The organism is Lentzea alba, from assembly GCF_047445655.1.
Lineage (GTDB): Bacteria > Actinomycetota > Actinomycetes > Mycobacteriales > Pseudonocardiaceae > Lentzea > Lentzea alba_A.
On sequence record NZ_JAJAEG010000015.1, the window covers coordinates 162,283 to 177,138 of the forward strand.

Genomic DNA, 14,856 nt, shown 5'->3' on the forward strand with positions numbered 1-14,856 from the left:
GCCTCACGTTAACCGTTCGAACCCTCGCCAAGCCGGAACCTGATTAGGGATGATCCGTTCGTCAGGGGAGGACGAAAGTGATCAAGCCCGAAGACTTGACCGACGTCGAACGCCAGGTCGCCGGGGCCTACGCGGGCGGCACCGAGATCGACCTCACCGGGCAGAGCGTTCGCGGCGAGGTGCTCACCGGGTTGCTGACCGGCATGTACCGCGTGCCGCGCAAGGGATTGCCGGCGCTGCGGATGCGGAACGCGCGCATCACCGGCAAGTTCGAGCTCGAAGGCACCCGCGTCACGCGCGTCATCGACCTCACCCACTGCGCCTTCGAGGAACCGCTCGACCTCCGCATGGCCCGCCTCATCGGCCTCAGACTGCGCGGCACCCGAGTGCCTGGTCTGCAAGGCCGCAACCTGAGGGTGTTCAGCGACCTCGTCCTGGAAGCCGGTTTCACCTGCACCGGCACGGTCGACCTCACCGACGCCGCGGTCGACGGCACCCTCCGGCTGGCGGGCGCGGTCCTGCGCAGCAACACCGACCACGCCCTGCTCGGCGCCCGCCTGCGCGTCAGCGGATCCGTCCAGGCCATCGCGATGCGCGCCAACGGCGAGGTCAGGCTGCGCGGTGCGGCGATCGGCGGCAGCGTCCACCTCGGCGGCGCGCGGCTGATCAACACCGGCCGGGACGCGCTGGACGCGTCGGGCATCGTCGTCGCGGGCAACGTCTTCTGCAACGCGGAGGGCGGTCGTTTCACCGCCGACGGCCGGGTGCTGCTCGACGGTTCGCGCGTCGGCGGGAACCTGGAGTTCACCGGTGCCCGCCTGCACTCCGCCCACCGCGTCGACAACCAGGTGCTGGTCCTGCCGCACGGGTCGGCGGACGAGGCGGCGACGCTCGTGGCCGACCGCATCCGGGTCGAGGGCAACGTCGAGCTGGACGACGGCTTCACCAGCGCCGGCACGATCCGGCTGCCGAACGCGAGCATCGGCGGGTACCTGCGCATGTCGGGCGCGGTGATCGGACCGCGCGACGTCGCCGAGGAGCTCGCCGGTGACGTCACGAACCGCATCCCGGTCGCCATCCACGCGGACGGCATGCAGGTCCGCGGCGACGTCGAGGCCCGCAGCGCGGTCAACGGCGCGGGCGTCCGTTCGCTGCCGTTGCAGACCTACGGCCAGGTCCGGCTGTCGAACGCGCACATCATGGGCAGCGCCAGCATGTCCGGGGTGTCGCTGCACGGGCCGGGCATCGACGTCCTGTTCGCCGACCGCCTCCAGGTCGGTGGCACGCTCTTCCTGCGCGAGCTGAAGGCCAAGGGCTCGATCCGCCTGCAGAACGCGAACATCGGCTCCTCCCTCGACATGTCCGGTGCCGAACTGACGCTGCCGCGACTCCGCCCGAACGGCACGCAGAAGCCGTCACTCGACGCCCGCGCCATCACGATCGGCAAGGACCTCCTGTGCAGCCGCGGGTTCACCGCGGTCGGTGGTGTGCGGCTCCGGCTGGGCGAGGTCGGCAAGATGGCGACGTTCAGCGACTCACACCTCGGCTCGACCGCGGCGGACATCGCGCTCAACGCCTACGGCCTCACCGTGCACCAGTTCCGCCTGCACATCCCCGAAGGCCAGCAGCCCAAGGGCAAGATCGTGCTGAGCAGGCTCAAGGCGGTCTCGGTGACCGACGGGCCCGGCCTGTGGGACGCCGAGGGCGGTGTGGCCGTCGACGACTTCGAGTTCGCCGGCATCACCGCCGATCCCGACGTGCCGGTCGAGACCCGGCTGAAGTGGCTGCTCAAGGTGCAACCGGACTTCGCGCCCGGACCGTACGAGCAGCTCGCTGCCGTTTATCAACAGGGCGGCGAGGAGGAGCTCGCCCAGAAGGTCCAGCTGGAGAAGCAACGCCGCCGCTACTCCGAGCTCGGCCGGGCCGGGCGGGTCTGGGGAGCCGTGCAGCGGTGGACGGTCGGGTACGGCTACCGGCCGTGGCTCGCGATCTGCTGGCTCGGCGTGTTCTGGCTGGGTGGCGCGCTCTGGTTCAACTGGCACCCGATGGTCAAGCTCAACAAGGACGAGGACCCCGTCTGGAACGCCTGGCTGCTGTCGCTGGACCTGCTGCTGCCCATCATCGACTTCGGCCACGACGGGAAGTGGCAGTTCGCGGGCGCGTCGCAGTGGATCTCCGGGCTGCTCGTGGCCGTCGGATGGGTGCTCGCGTCGACCGCCGCGGCGGGTGCGGCGCGAGTGCTCAAGCGAGTTTGATCTTGGGCCTGGAAATTCAGGCCGTCGTTCACACGATGTAGTTAACCGAGCGCTCTGAGCGTGCATTCGGGGCAGTGCGACTGGCAGAGTCGCCGACGTCGACTTGATCACTTGATCGTCGGCGAATCCCTTGAGTGTCACCGAGTAGCGAGGTTTCCTGCATTGTCTGCTGTCGATCTGCGAGCGAAGACGGGAGCGTCCGGCATCCGCCGGTTCGCCACCCGTGCGCTGCTCGCTGTCGGTGGCGCGATCGCGGGTACTGCCGTCGCCTGGGCGCTCTCCACGTCCTCGGCCTCCGCGGCTGAGGGCGATGTGCAGCAGTTCGACGTCGTCACCAAGATCGTCTCTGTGGACGAGAAGCTGCCGGTCGTCGTCCCCGCTGCCAAGGCCGTCGACAAGCTCGACGAAACGCTGCGCACCGAGCAGCAGAAGGCTCGCGCCGCTCTGCCGGACGTGCAGGTCCAGAAGGCGGTCGAACAGATCGCCGAGCGGATCCTCCCCCAGGTCACCAGGAGCGGTCAGTCCCACGCCCCCGCCACGGCGCGGTCGATGGACGTGACTTTCTTGGAGTCCCCGGCAACCTTCGAGACCGGACAGTCGCCGGTCTCGAAGTCGCAGTTCACCGGCCCGTCCGGTGCCACTTGGACGGAACTGCTGGAGAAGCGCCACTTCGTGGTGCCCTCCGCCGAGCACCCGTCTCTGCCTGCCGACCCGTCCCCGAAGCTGCCTGTGCCGGCCCCCGCGCCGGTGCACTGCACCTCGTGCTCCGACGGTTCCGGTTCTGCCAGCGGCAACAAGTCCGCTGCTCTGGCTGCGTCCGGCAACGCTCTCGGCACCTCGGTGACGCGCGCTCTCGCGCCGTCCACCGATGAGGTGACCGTGACGCCGGGCAAGCAGCCCGGTATCAACCCCGACTGATTCCAGCGCGCGGTCCGCGACAGCCCACCTCCCCCGGCTGTCCGGAAGTCGACCGTCGCGCTTTTTTCTTGCGCTCCTTTCACGGTCGATCACCGCGTGCGCTTCCCCCGGTGATGGCGCGCCCTCCCCAGCGCGTCAGGCCCCACCCCCGTGAACCCCCCTGATTCCAGGGGACTTTGGAAAAGGAGATCAAATGCAGACCTGGGCAAAGCGCGGAATTCAGTCCGCGTTTGTCACTGGTGGTTTGCTGATGCTCGGTACGGGCATCGCTTCTGCCCAGGAGAACGTCAACCCGGATGCAGCTCCTCCGGCTGTTGACGCGGGCGTCACGGTTCCGGTGAAGGTGGACCAGAACAACCTGGGCACCCCCGCCAAGAGCCTGAACGTTCCCAAGATCGACCGCACGATCAGCACGGACCGCGTCACCAGCGCGGTGCCGACCCGCACGGCTGCTCCGGTCGCACACCCGCTGGTCCGCCAGATCAGCGACCGCGTTCAGGGCACCGCCCTGCAGAGCGTCTTCCGCGGCAACACGATCCAGGCGCACGTCGATGTGCCGATCAACATCTGCGGCAACGCGATCGCCGTCCTCGGGAACTCCGAGGCCGCCGGCGACTGCGAGCAGAACACGCACCGCGACGGCAGCATCGTCACGGACGGCTCGGGCCAGGCCATCGCCGGCAACGTCGTCGCCGTCAACCACGTGCTCCCGGTCCAGCTGACCGGCAACGCGATCGCGGCGGGTGGCAACGCAGCCACCGACACGACCGCCTCGCAGGTCTCGACGACCGGCGGCGACATCACCACCAGCGGTGACCAGGGCGCCATCTCCGGCAACGTCGTCGCCGAGCAGGGTGCGACCCCGGTTCAGATCACCGGCAACGGTGTGGGTGCGGCTGGTATCGCCGACGCGACCTCGACCGCGTACACGTTCGCCTCCTCCGAGGGCGACACCACCACCAGCGGCAAGAACAGCTCGATCTCCGGCAACGCCGTGCCGATCCCGCTGGCCCCGCTGGCCGAGGTGAACGGCAACTCGGTCGCCGGCGCGGCGAACACGTTCACCGACTCGTCGCAGACCGGTGTCGCCTACGCCGGTGGCAAGACGCACACCGACGGTGACCCCGCCACGCTCGCCGGCAACGTCGTCGAGCCCGCCCTCGCGGGCCCGATCACGGTCGACGACAACGCGGCTGCCGCCGGCGGCAACGCGACCGCGATCAGCGAGACCGTCAACGACTCGAAGGCCGGTGGCGAGAAGGCCACCAGCGGCCACGGCTCCACCGGCTCCGGCAACATCGCCGGCGTGCCCATCTCGCTGCCCGTCGCCGCCGGCGGCAACGGCGCGAGCGTGGTCGGCAACGCGCTGACCGACCACACGAACGACGCGAAGTCCACCGCCGGTGGCGCCTCGTGGTCGCAGGGCGACAAGTCCGTCCTGTCCGGCAACATCGCCGACGTTCCCCCGGCCTCGGCCGTGGACGTGTGCGGCAACGGTGCCACGCTCGTCGGCCAGGCGGCGGGCACCTGCTTGAACGACGTCGAGTCGACCACTGGTGGCACCCAGGGGACGACCGGCAACGACTCGGTCGGCTCCGGCAATGTGGCGCAGACCCCGCTCGCGGCTCCGGCCGAGGTGTACGGCCTGGCCGCCGCCGCCGGTGGCCAGGCGAGCGGTTCGGCGGACGAGACCAAGGACATTCGCTCCAGCGGTCAGCCGAACACGCAGGACGACCACGGCACGGTTTCGAGCAACATCGTGACCGCGCCCACCGCTGTCGCGCCGCAGGTCTTCGCGGTCACGGCCGGTCTGGTCGGCAACACCACGTCCGACGCGTCGAACGACACGTCGGTCACCGCTGGTGGGGACTCGAAGGCCACCGGCAAGAAGAGCTCGGTCTCCGGCAACATCGTCCAGGCACCGACCTCGACGCCGGCCCAGGTCTTCGCTGACGGCGTCACCCTGGTCGGCAACAACTCGACCACGGGCGACAACGCCACCGACATGAAGGCCGGCGGTGACGCGATCACCACCGGTGAGGCGGGCTCCATCGCGGGCAACGTCGTCTCGGCTCCGGTCGCGACCGGCACCCAGGTGCTCGGCTGGTCGGTCGGCGGCGGCAGCAACGTCGACTCCGCTGCCACCAACGACCTCGACTCGGTCGCCGGCGGCGACGTCAACAGCAACGGTGACAACGGCTCCGTTTCCGGCAACCTGATCGGCGCGCAGCCTGCTGTGCTCCCGGCGGTTCCCGGCAACACCGTCGCCGCGGCGGGCATCACCAACTCCGACGTGGTGACCGACACCAACGTCGTGTCCGGTGCCGACAGCTACTCCTCGGCCGAGGACGCCTCGGTCTCCGGCAACCTGATCCACGTCCCCGCCACCGCCGTTGCCGGCGTGTACGCGGACGCGGTGGCGGCTGCGGGCAACGCCACGACGACCACCGACAAGGTCTCGAACACCGAGGCCGGCGGCGAGATGCTCACGGAGGGCAGCGGACCGCTGTCCGCCCGTGAGATGACCGTCCCGGTCGAGGCGGCTGCCAAGGTCGCGCGCATCCCCGTCGAGGTCGTCGGCCAGGCGACCACGCTGGGCACGAGCGACGACACGCAGCTCACCGGCGAGGACAGCGAGGGCACCCTGCGTGCCACGCAGCTCAAGGGCATCCAGCTCCCCAAGGGCGTGGACAAGCTCGCGGGCGCCACGGAGATCCCGGCGTTCCACGGCCTGCCCGTGAACACGCTGCCGAGCACCGAGGGCATCACCGCGATGGCCGGCCAGCTGCCCACCCAGGGTCTGCCCGGTCTCGCGCAGGAGCGCACCGAGCTGCCCGCGGGCCCCGGTGGCGTTGCCAGCGTGACCCCGAACGTCCAGGGCCTGCCCCTGGGCCAGGTGCTGGAGGCCGCGAAGGGCCTGCTCCCCGGTGCCGCCGCGCAGCGCTCGCTGCCGTCCCTGCCGGTGACCGCTCCGGCCCTGCCGCTGGTGCCGGCGCTGCCCGCGCTGCCGACCGAGCGTTCGCTGCCCACGCTGCCGCTCGACGGTCCGGCCTCCATCTCGGGTCTCAACCTGAACCCGACCCAGGGTCTGGCCCCGCAGGCCGACGAGCGTTCGCTGCCGGCTCTGCCGTTGAACGCTCCGGCGATCTCGCTGATCGACACCGCCAAGGTGTTCGAGACGGTGACCGGCACGCTGTAACACCCCGCTAGCTGCAACACCCTCCTCCGGTAAGAAGCTGAGCCCCGACAACACGACGGTGTTGTCGGGGCTCAGTGCCGTTCAGCGGTGGCGATCACTTCGTCCGGCGGCGTCTCTCCGTCGCTCGTCACCCAGTGGATGTGCGGGCTGTCGCCGACCAGCTGCCGGATCAGTGAGGCGATCGGCGAACCGTCGCCGAAGTCGTGTTCGGCGAGAACGGCCAGGGCCGTGTCGCGGTACCGGGCCACGGTGAAGTCCGGACGCAGGCCAGCGCGCAACACGCGAGCCGCGTCCAGCAGCGAGTCCGGTGCCGTGATCAGGACGAGCGTCACGAGCGTGCCGCGTGTTCGGGCACGGATCAGCGACTGCTCCAGGCGGTCGAGCAGCAGCGCGTGGCCGGGCAGGCCCGTGAGCGGGTCGTGCAGCACAGATCGTGTTTAGCCGAGGTCCGGGCGCTTGACCAGCATTGCCGCGCCGAAGACAGTCAGCCAGGTGAAGCCGATCGTGATCGTGAGGCGTTGGAACAGGCCTCCGAACTCGACGAGGCCCGGCGTCTGGGCGAACGCGGCGTTGGTCAGGACGAACATCAACACGAAGAGCACGCCCGATGTGATCGAGAACCACGGGCGGAAGCGGCGGGCCAGGACGAAGCAGGCGATCGGCCAGCCCACGAAGGTCGGCACGGCGAACAGGTCGTGCAGCAGGCCGTGCCAGGTGTACTCGGACACGGCGGGACTTCCCGGCGGGTAGCCGTTGAGCGGGTCGGTCGTGAAGATCCCGGAGCCGACCAGACCCAGTCCGACCGCGCCGATCAGCCACGAACCCCAGCCGACACGAATCCCGGCGGCGAACGCCATCACCAGAGCGCCGGTCACGATGAAGTTCGCGGACTGGACCCAGCTGGCCAGTTGCAGGCCGCTCACCGGGTGGCGCAGAAGCGAGTAGTCCGGCACGAAGAAGCCGTTGACCAGGAACGACGCGATGAACAGCGGGCCCGCGATCACGCCGCAGAGCACCAGCCGGTTCATGACAGGCGGCTGCGCACCGCGTCGACCTCGACGCCGAGGTGGGCCAGCAGATCGGCGGCCGGGTCCGGACGGTCGTTGGCGAGGATGGCCAGCACGAACTGTTCGGCGGTCGGGTGGTTGACCTTGCTGCGCGGCGCCGGCCTGATGGCGCGCAGCAGAGTGGCGCGGGCGGCGGTCGTGAGCGGCGGACGCTTGGTGGCGGCAGGCACGGTGCCCGGCTGGAAGTCCGTGTTGATGCCGATCGCGGACAGCGCGGCGCGGTCGAGGGCGTCCAAGCCTGCTCGGGCGGCGTCGAGGTCGATGCCCAGCGCCGCGACCGCCGGCGGTTCGTGCAGGACGCCGAGCAGCAGGTGTTCGGTGGAGAGGCGGCGATCGCCCCGGCGCTGGGCCTCAGCCTGCGCGGCCATGATCACGCGGGTGCGGACCTGCTTGGCGAGTTGTTTCACGGAGTCCCCCTGTACTTGGCGTGCACCGACTGGCGGGACATGCCCAGCGCGTCGCCGATCTGCTCCCACGACCAGCCCTGCTCTCGGGCGCGCGCCACGGAGGTTGCCTCCACCTGTTCGGCGAGGCGGCGCAGCGCCCCGACGGCGCGCAGGCTGACAGCGGGGTCCACGGAGTTGATCTGACGCGTGAGCTCGTCCACGTTTGTCAGGCTAGGCTGACAAACGTGGAGTGTCAACGCTGCCTGACGTCAGCCAAGTGTGTAAACGTCACCTTCCGAGGCTGCCACGACCTCACCTTCGAACTCAGAACGAGCGGCCGCGACCGCGGCGGAACGGTCGTTGCCGGGCCAGAAGTGGGTCAGCATCAGCCGACGGGCACCGGCCGCCTGAGCCCACGAACCGGCTGCAGCGGATGACATCAGCAGACCCGAGGTGTCGCCGGGGCGGTCGGTCGCCTCGACGACGAACAGGTCCGCGTCGCGCCCGAGCGAGGCCAGCGCCGGGTCAGGACCGGTGTCGCCGGTGTAGGCGAGGACGCGCGAAGCCTCCAGGCGAACGCCCGCGTTCGGAACGAAGTGCGGCAGGTCGACGCCGGTCAGCCGGAACGGTCCGACCTCCCCGGCGCCGGGGAGCTCGAAGAAGTCGAAGACCTCCAGCAACGACACCTCGGGTTCGAGGCCCTGCAACCGGTCGAGCACACCCGGCGGGCAGTACAACGGCAGCCGCCCGCGCCGCCCGTAGTACTGCATGCGGAACAAACCGTGCAGGTCAGCACAGTGATCGGGGTGCTCGTGGGTGATCACCACGGCATCGGGACCGGACGGCCACAGGTCCAGCAACCGCGGCAACGTGCCGTAACCCAGGTCGAGCACCAGCCGGAAACCGGACTCCTCCACGGCGAACCCGCTGCACGCCCGCCCCGGCTCCGGATAGGCGCCGCAGCTGCCGAGAACCGTCAGCCGCACGGTTTGCTCAGCAGAATCCCGCGCGGGCCGAAGCCGTGCGCGGAGTAGAAGGCGACCGCGTCGTCGTTCGTGGCGAAGATGTTCGCGTAGATGATCGTGACGCCGTGAGCGACGGCCATCCGCTCCGCTGCGGCCACCAGCGCCGCACCGACACCCCGGCCGCGATGACCGTCGAGGACGACGGTGTGGACGTCGGCCGCACGGCGCGGCACCAGGATCTGGTGGTCCGGCGGATCGGTGAGCAGCACGACCTCGACCATCCCCACCACCTCGCCGGCCACTTCGGCGACGGAGATCAACGAGTGCGGAAGCGTCACCTCGAAGTGCCGCCGCACGGCGTCGGCGTCGGGCAGCCGGAACAGGTCCGGCGCGAGCTGGACGTGACGCTCGGCGTTGGCCAGGCGCAGCCGGACGAGAGCGGGGACGTCCTCGGGCTCGGCAGGCCTGATGAAGGGTCTCGTCGCTGACGACATGTGGTTTCCCTTACCTGAGCCCGTTCCGCGTCCGCTCCGGGGAGGCGAACACCGACAGCAGGTCGATGGCCTGCGAATCGTCAGCGGGCTTCGACACCGTCGTCGAGGCCGGGGCTGAGCTCGGAGCCGGTGTGCCGCAGCCGGTCGCCGCCAGGCACAGCACGGCCGCGATGAGTCGCTTCACCGGACCGAGCCTAGATCGTCACGCCGCTCCCGGTGCGAAGATCAGGACTGCGCGAGGTCCGTGAACCGGCTGTAGTGCAGCTGGTGGGCCACGGTGATGGTGGCGGTCGGGCCGGCACGGTGCTTGGCGATGATCAGGTCCGCCTCGCCGGCGCGCGGGTCGTCGCGTTCCCAGGCATCCGGGCGGTTGATCAGGATGACCATGTCGGCGTCCTGTTCCAGCGAGCCGGACTCACGCAGGTCGGACAGCTGCGGGCGCTTGTCGGTGCGTTGTTCCGGACCGCGGTTCAGCTGGGAGATCGCGATGACCGGGACGTGGAGCTCCTTGGCGATCAGCTTGAGGTTTCGGGAGAACTCCGAGACCTCCTGCTGACGGGACTCGGACTTCTTGCCCGACGACATCAGCTGGAGGTAGTCGACGACCACCAGCTTGAGGTCGTGCCGCTGCTTGAGGCGGCGAGCCTTCGCGCGGATCTCCATCATCGTCAGGTTCGGGCTGTCGTCGACGAACAGCGGCGCCTCGCTGATCTCGCTCATCCGGCGGGCGAGGCGGGTCCAGTCGTCGTCGCTCATCTTGCCGCCGCGCATGTCGCCGAGGCGGATGCGCGCCTCGGCGGAGAGCATGCGCATGACGATCTCGGTGCGGCTCATTTCCAGACTGAAGATGGCGCTGGTCAGGCCGTGCTTCACCGAGCACGAGCGGGCGAAGTCGAGGCCCAGCGTCGAGTTGTGGGTCGGGATCATCGTCTCGCCCGCGAGGTACAGGTGGTCGTGGTTGTCGACCTCCACGCACCGCACCGGCACGGACGCGACCGGGCGCACAGCGACGATCTCCACCTGGTCGTGGCGGCCCAGACCGGCGATCAGCTCGTCGACGTCACGGCGCAGGCGGGCGAACCGGCCGTCGATCTGCAGCGCCGCCAGCAGCTCCTCGCGCTGCTTGCGCGACGCACGCAGGTACGCGGCGGGGATGTGCGGGTCGTCGGCCACGTCGAGGTCCTTGGCCACGCGCAGCTCGTCGTCCGTCAGCTCCAGGTCGCCCAGACCCGACAGGAACAGGCCCAGCGCGCGCGGGGACAGCGGCAGCGCGGCGGTCGGCAGCTCCCACGCCGCCGACATGCGGATGAACTGGCGGCACAGGCCGGCGCGCTCGAACAGCTGCTTGGTCGTGCGGATCGCCCAGAAGCCACCGGTCTCGCTGCACGACTCGGTCAGCCACTGGTGCTCGGCGTCGGCCACGATCACCGTGCCGTCGGAGAACTCCACCTCGAAGCACGGGCGGCCGGTCATGACGTCCGTCGTGGCGACCACGCGCGTCGGGCGGCCGTCCGCGCCGATCAGGAAGTCGCCGGACGAGACCGCACCCATCGTGGTCCAGCCCGACGGCGTGGGCAGCGGCGTGTCGAGCGCGAGCGCCTTGCCGACACCGGGACGCGCCGCGACGATGATCATCTGACCGCCGTGCAGGCCGTTCGTCAGCTCGTCGAGGTCGGCGAAGCCCGTCGGGATGCCCTGCGAGATGCCACCGCGCGACGCGATCGCGTCGATCTCGTCCATCGTCGGCTGGAGCAGGTCCTCCAGCGCCACGTAGTCCTCGGACGTGCGGCGGTCGGTGACCTCGTAGATCGCCGCCTGCGCGCGGTCGACCACGTCGTCGACGTCCGCGCCCTCGGCACCGTTGTAACCGAGCTGCACGATGCGCGTGCCGGCCTCGACGAGCCGGCGCAGCACCGCCTTCTCGGCCACGATCTCGGCGTAGTAACCGGCGTTCGCGGCCGTCGGCACCGTCGCGATCAACGTGTGCAGGTACGGCGCGCCACCGATGCGCAGCAGCTCGCCGCGCCGTTCGAGCTCGGCCGAGATGGTGATCGGGTCCGCGGGCTCGCCGCGGCCGTACAGGTCGAGGATGCAGTCGTAGATCGCCTGGTGCGCCGGGCGGTAGAAGTCGTTCGGCGCGAGCGCCTCGATGACGTCCGCGATGGCGTCCTTGGACAGCAGCATGCCGCCCAGCACCGACTGCTCGGCAGCGAGGTCCTGCGGCGGCTGACGCTCGAATCCGGGTTCCGCCATACCCCGGTCGTCCACCAGCGCCACTGCCAAATCACCCCTGCGAAGAGTCGAGAGCCGGTGCCCAGGTCCGTCAGGACCTTTTGCCACAGGCCCTAGTTGTACAGCGCGGCACCGACAATTTCGGGCGGCCACGCTGTGCGATGACCATCGCCCGAGCCGCGACGCTAGAGGGACCCGTCCGGAGCAAGCAAACCAGCGTGTGGATCGTCCTGTGGACAAGTGGGGGACAACCTGTGGATGGTTGCTCACAGGGCTGCAGACACTGGGGACAACTTGGGGACAACCGGTGGAGTGACAGAAGTAACTGCAGCTCAGTGGCTGTGCACAAGTTGTGGAAAAAGTTGTGCGCCACACCCTCGGCGTGTCGCGAAAAACACCCTCTTCGGCGTGTCGCGACCCGGCTGAACGCGGGGTTTATCCACAGGACGTGGACAGGACGGCGCTGGTCCGAACGAGCGAAAGCGCCACCCTCCTGGAGCATTCCGGGAGGGCGGCGCTTCAGCAATCGCAACCAGCGTGAAGTGCCCCCGGAGGGGTCACGTCACGCTGCTCGCGTTGCGGGGCTTACTCGCCGGCGGTAACGACCAGCGGCAGGGCCACGGTCACCTCGGGGTGGAGGCGAACCGTCACCGAGTGCTTGCCGACGGTCTTGATGTGACCCGGCAGCTCGATGGCGCGCTTGTCCAGCACCGGACCACCGGCGGACTTGACGGCAGCCGCCACGTCCGCGTTGGTGACCGAGCCGAACAGCTTCTTGGAGCCCGCGGCGGCCTTCGCGGTCAGGGTGACGCCACCCAGACCCTCGAGAGCGGCCTTGATCTCCTTGGCGTGGTCCAGGTCGCGCACGCGGCGGGTGTCCTGCGCGCGGGTGATGACCTGGATCTGCTTCTGCGCACCGCGGGTCGCGACGATCGCGAGACCGCGCGGGAGCAGGTAGTTGCGGCCGTAACCGTCCTTGACCTCGACGATGTCGCCGGGCGCGCCAAGGCCGGAAACGTCAGCGGTGAGGATGAGCTTCATCGCGAATGTTCCCTTCTCTTAGCGAGCGGTCGAGGTGTAGGGCAGCAGGGCCATCTCACGGGCGTTCTTCACGGCAACAGCGACGTCGCGCTGGTGCTGCGAGCAGTTGCCGGTGACGCGGCGGGCACGGATCTTGCCGCGGTCGGAGATGAACTTCCGCAGCAGCGTCGTGTCCTTGTAGTCGATCAGGGACGCGCTCTTGTCCTTGCAGAAGGCGCAGACCTTCTTCTTGGGCTTGCGCACAGGCGGCTTGGCCATGTGTCTCTAACTCCTGGAATACGCAGTGATCAGGTTCTGGATGACCGGTGCAGTCGGTCTAGAAGGGGGGCTCGTCGGCGAAGCCACCCGAGCCGGCCGGCGGGGCGGAACCCCACGGGTCGTCTGCAGGCGCGCCACCGCCACCGCCGCGAGACTGCTGGCCGCCGCCGAAGCCGCCGCCACCGCCGTCTCCACGGCTGACCTTGTTGACCTTCGCGGTCGCGTAGCGCAGCGAGGGGCCGATCTCGTCGACCTCAAGCTCCACGACAGTGCGCTTTTCGCCTTCCTTCGTCTCGAAGGAACGCTGGCGCAACCGTCCGGAGACGAGCACTCGCGAACCGCGGGTGAGCGACTCGGCCACGTTCTCGGCGACCTGCCGCCACACGTTGCACCGCAGGAACAGCGCTTCGCCGTCCTTCCACTCACCGGACTGGCGGTCGAAGGTGCGGGGCGTGGAGGCCACCGTGAAGGAGGCCACCGCGGCACCGCTCTGGGTGAAGCGGAGTTCGGGGTCGGCAGTCAGGTTCCCGACCACCGTGATCGTCGTCTCACCAGCCATGTCTTGGGAGCTCCCCTAATCGAGGTTCGTCAGGCCTTGACGGCCGACTTGGCGGGCTCGCGGCGCAGGACCTTCGTCCGGAGCACCGTCTCCTGCAGACCGAGCTGGCGGTCCAGTTCCTTCACCGCGTCGGGAGTCGAGGTCAGGTCGAGCACCGCGTAGATACCCTCGGTGTTCTTGTTGATCTCAAAGCTCAGCCGGCGCTTGCCCCAAACCTCGACCTTCTCAACGTTTCCGCCAGTGGTGCGGATGACGTTGAGGAACGTGTCGAGAGACGGCGCGATCGTGCGCTCGTCAAGGCTGGGGTCGAGGATGACCATCACTTCGTAATGACGCATGAGGACCACTCACCTCCTGTGGACTCGCGGCCACGGGCTTTCCGTGGCAGGAGGGTCGTCGCGTCAGCAACTGAAGAAGGTTAACAGAGCGCGTCCGGCGACTACGCAGGGGTGCGGCGGAGCACCCAGGTCCGCACCAGCGCGCCCGTCACGCAGGCCAGCAGCAGCACCGCGACCAGCACCGGAAGGCCGACGCCACCGGGACCGCCCAGCCTGGGCAGCGCCGTCGCACGCCCGGCAGCCTGCACCGGGTCGCCGTCGTAGCCGTTGCCGTTGGACGCGCGCGGCACCTGCGAGCCGTAGCGGACGCCGGGCGACGGCGAGTACAGGCCGGGCATCGCGAACGGCAGCGAGCCGTAGCTGAACAGCGGCACGCGGCCGTAGTTCGTGCCGAGCGAGTAGAGCGGGAAGTCACGGGTGATCGGCGAGCCCTGCGGCGAACCGGGGTTGCCTGCGCCGGGCTGACCGGGCGGCGTGCCCGGTTGCGGCTGGGGCTGGCCGACGGGCGGCTTCTGCGGCGTCACGCCACCGACCGCCTGCTGCGAGTTGTCCGCGATCGCCTTCGAACCGTCCTGAACGGGCGCCGCGACGGCGTTCACGCCGGTCACCACGACCTGGCAGCCGCTGGTCAACGTCGTCCGCACGGTGGTGTTCAAGGTGCCCAGGATCGGGCCCAGGAGAGGGATCTTCTGCAGCTCGGCGACCACGGCGTTCGCGATCGTGGCACCGCTGATGGTCGTCGTGCCGACCTGCACCGCGCCGATCGGAATGGGCTTGGCCTGCGAGAACGCCTGCTTGAACGGCTCGGCGAGCGGTGGCCCGAGCAGGGGGACGGCCCGCACCAGGTCGGTGATCGGCTGCGTCACGGCAGCCGGGCTGAGAGAGACGGGCTGACCGGGTGTGCCCTGCACCGATGTCGCACAACTGCCCACGACGATCGGCTCGGCCGCCGTGGCCGGAGACATGCCCACGATGGCGGAGGCCAGCGCCAGCAGCGTCGTGGCGGTGACGCTCAGCAGTCGCATGGTTTCACCCCTGTCCCACTCGCTTACCTACTCTCAAGTAACGACCGTAGGTCCTGGTCGTGACGCGAACCACCCCCAGTTTTCGCAATTACTCCTATCGGCGGCGGCTGCGGTCGCGT

The 14,856-nt window shown here is 69.4% G+C and carries 16 protein-coding genes; 3 read left to right on the forward strand and 13 right to left on the reverse strand.

All coding sequences use genetic code 11. The features are described from left to right. Positions 1–77: 77 nt before the first annotated feature. From LFM09_RS25400 to LFM09_RS25410, 3 genes are all read left to right on the forward strand, one after another. The gene (locus tag LFM09_RS25400) at positions 78–2,255 is read left to right on the forward strand and encodes a hypothetical protein (protein ID WP_414099031.1); all 2,178 of its coding nucleotides are present in this window, start codon (positions 78–80) and stop codon (positions 2,253–2,255) included. Between the two features lie 162 nt (positions 2,256–2,417). Next, positions 2,418–3,173: a hypothetical protein gene (locus LFM09_RS25405; RefSeq protein ID WP_414099032.1), complete on the forward strand. Its 756-nt coding sequence runs from the start codon at positions 2,418–2,420 to the stop codon at positions 3,171–3,173. A 193-nt stretch (positions 3,174–3,366) separates the two neighbouring features. Further along, complete coding sequence (locus LFM09_RS25410; RefSeq protein WP_414099033.1) at positions 3,367–6,372, forward strand: chaplin family protein; 3,006 nt, start codon at positions 3,367–3,369, stop codon at positions 6,370–6,372. Positions 6,373–6,443: 71 nt separating this feature from the next. Here the strand turns inward: LFM09_RS25410 and LFM09_RS25415 are convergent, their stop codons facing one another. The 13 genes from LFM09_RS25415 to LFM09_RS25475 form a co-directional block, all read right to left on the reverse strand. Continuing rightward, the gene (locus LFM09_RS25415; RefSeq protein WP_414099034.1) at positions 6,444–6,800 is read right to left on the reverse strand and encodes a hypothetical protein; all 357 of its coding nucleotides are present in this window, start codon (positions 6,798–6,800) and stop codon (positions 6,444–6,446) included. Between the two features lie 9 nt (positions 6,801–6,809). Continuing rightward, complete coding sequence (locus LFM09_RS25420; protein WP_414099035.1) at positions 6,810–7,400, reverse strand: DUF998 domain-containing protein; 591 nt, start codon at positions 7,398–7,400, stop codon at positions 6,810–6,812. Then, complete coding sequence (locus LFM09_RS25425; protein ID WP_414099036.1) at positions 7,397–7,846, reverse strand: Clp protease N-terminal domain-containing protein; 450 nt, start codon at positions 7,844–7,846, stop codon at positions 7,397–7,399. The genes LFM09_RS25420 and LFM09_RS25425 overlap by 4 nt, the downstream gene beginning before the upstream one ends. Then, a complete protein-coding gene (locus LFM09_RS25430) occupies positions 7,843–8,055 on the reverse strand; it encodes a hypothetical protein (RefSeq protein WP_414099119.1) in 213 nt (70 codons plus the stop codon). The genes LFM09_RS25425 and LFM09_RS25430 overlap by 4 nt, the downstream gene beginning before the upstream one ends. A 39-nt stretch (positions 8,056–8,094) precedes the next feature. Continuing rightward, on the reverse strand, positions 8,095–8,811 hold the full coding sequence (locus tag LFM09_RS25435) for an MBL fold metallo-hydrolase (RefSeq protein ID WP_414099037.1): 717 nt from the start codon (positions 8,809–8,811) through the stop codon (positions 8,095–8,097). Next, positions 8,802–9,284: an N-acetyltransferase family protein gene (locus LFM09_RS25440; protein WP_414099038.1), complete on the reverse strand. Its 483-nt coding sequence runs from the start codon at positions 9,282–9,284 to the stop codon at positions 8,802–8,804. Before LFM09_RS25440 ends, LFM09_RS25435 begins: the two co-directional genes overlap by 10 nt. A gap of 10 nt (positions 9,285–9,294) precedes the next feature. After that, entirely contained in the window at positions 9,295–9,468 is a 174-nt protein-coding gene (locus LFM09_RS25445) for a hypothetical protein (RefSeq protein ID WP_414099039.1), read from the reverse strand. Positions 9,469–9,509: 41 nt separating this feature from the next. Then, complete coding sequence (gene dnaB / locus LFM09_RS25450; protein WP_414099040.1) at positions 9,510–11,537, reverse strand: replicative DNA helicase; 2,028 nt, start codon at positions 11,535–11,537, stop codon at positions 9,510–9,512. Between the two features lie 564 nt (positions 11,538–12,101). After that, positions 12,102–12,557 carry a 50S ribosomal protein L9 gene (gene rplI / locus LFM09_RS25455; RefSeq protein ID WP_414099041.1) on the reverse strand — a complete coding sequence of 152 codons (456 nt, stop codon included), beginning with the start codon at positions 12,555–12,557 and terminating at the stop codon, positions 12,102–12,104. Between the two features lie 18 nt (positions 12,558–12,575). After that, positions 12,576–12,815 (reverse strand): 30S ribosomal protein S18, encoded by a 240-nt coding sequence (gene rpsR, locus LFM09_RS25460; protein WP_030480165.1) that lies wholly within the window; start codon positions 12,813–12,815, stop codon positions 12,576–12,578. Positions 12,816–12,873: 58 nt separating this feature from the next. Continuing rightward, positions 12,874–13,374: a single-stranded DNA-binding protein gene (locus tag LFM09_RS25465; protein ID WP_414099042.1), complete on the reverse strand. Its 501-nt coding sequence runs from the start codon at positions 13,372–13,374 to the stop codon at positions 12,874–12,876. Between the two features lie 29 nt (positions 13,375–13,403). Then, on the reverse strand, positions 13,404–13,712 hold the full coding sequence (rpsF, locus tag LFM09_RS25470) for a 30S ribosomal protein S6 (protein ID WP_081901884.1): 309 nt from the start codon (positions 13,710–13,712) through the stop codon (positions 13,404–13,406). 101 nt (positions 13,713–13,813) lie between these two features. Continuing rightward, positions 13,814–14,737, reverse strand: coding sequence for a hypothetical protein (locus LFM09_RS25475; RefSeq protein ID WP_414099043.1), 924 nt, complete (start codon positions 14,735–14,737; stop codon positions 13,814–13,816). Positions 14,738–14,856 lie beyond the last annotated feature (119 nt).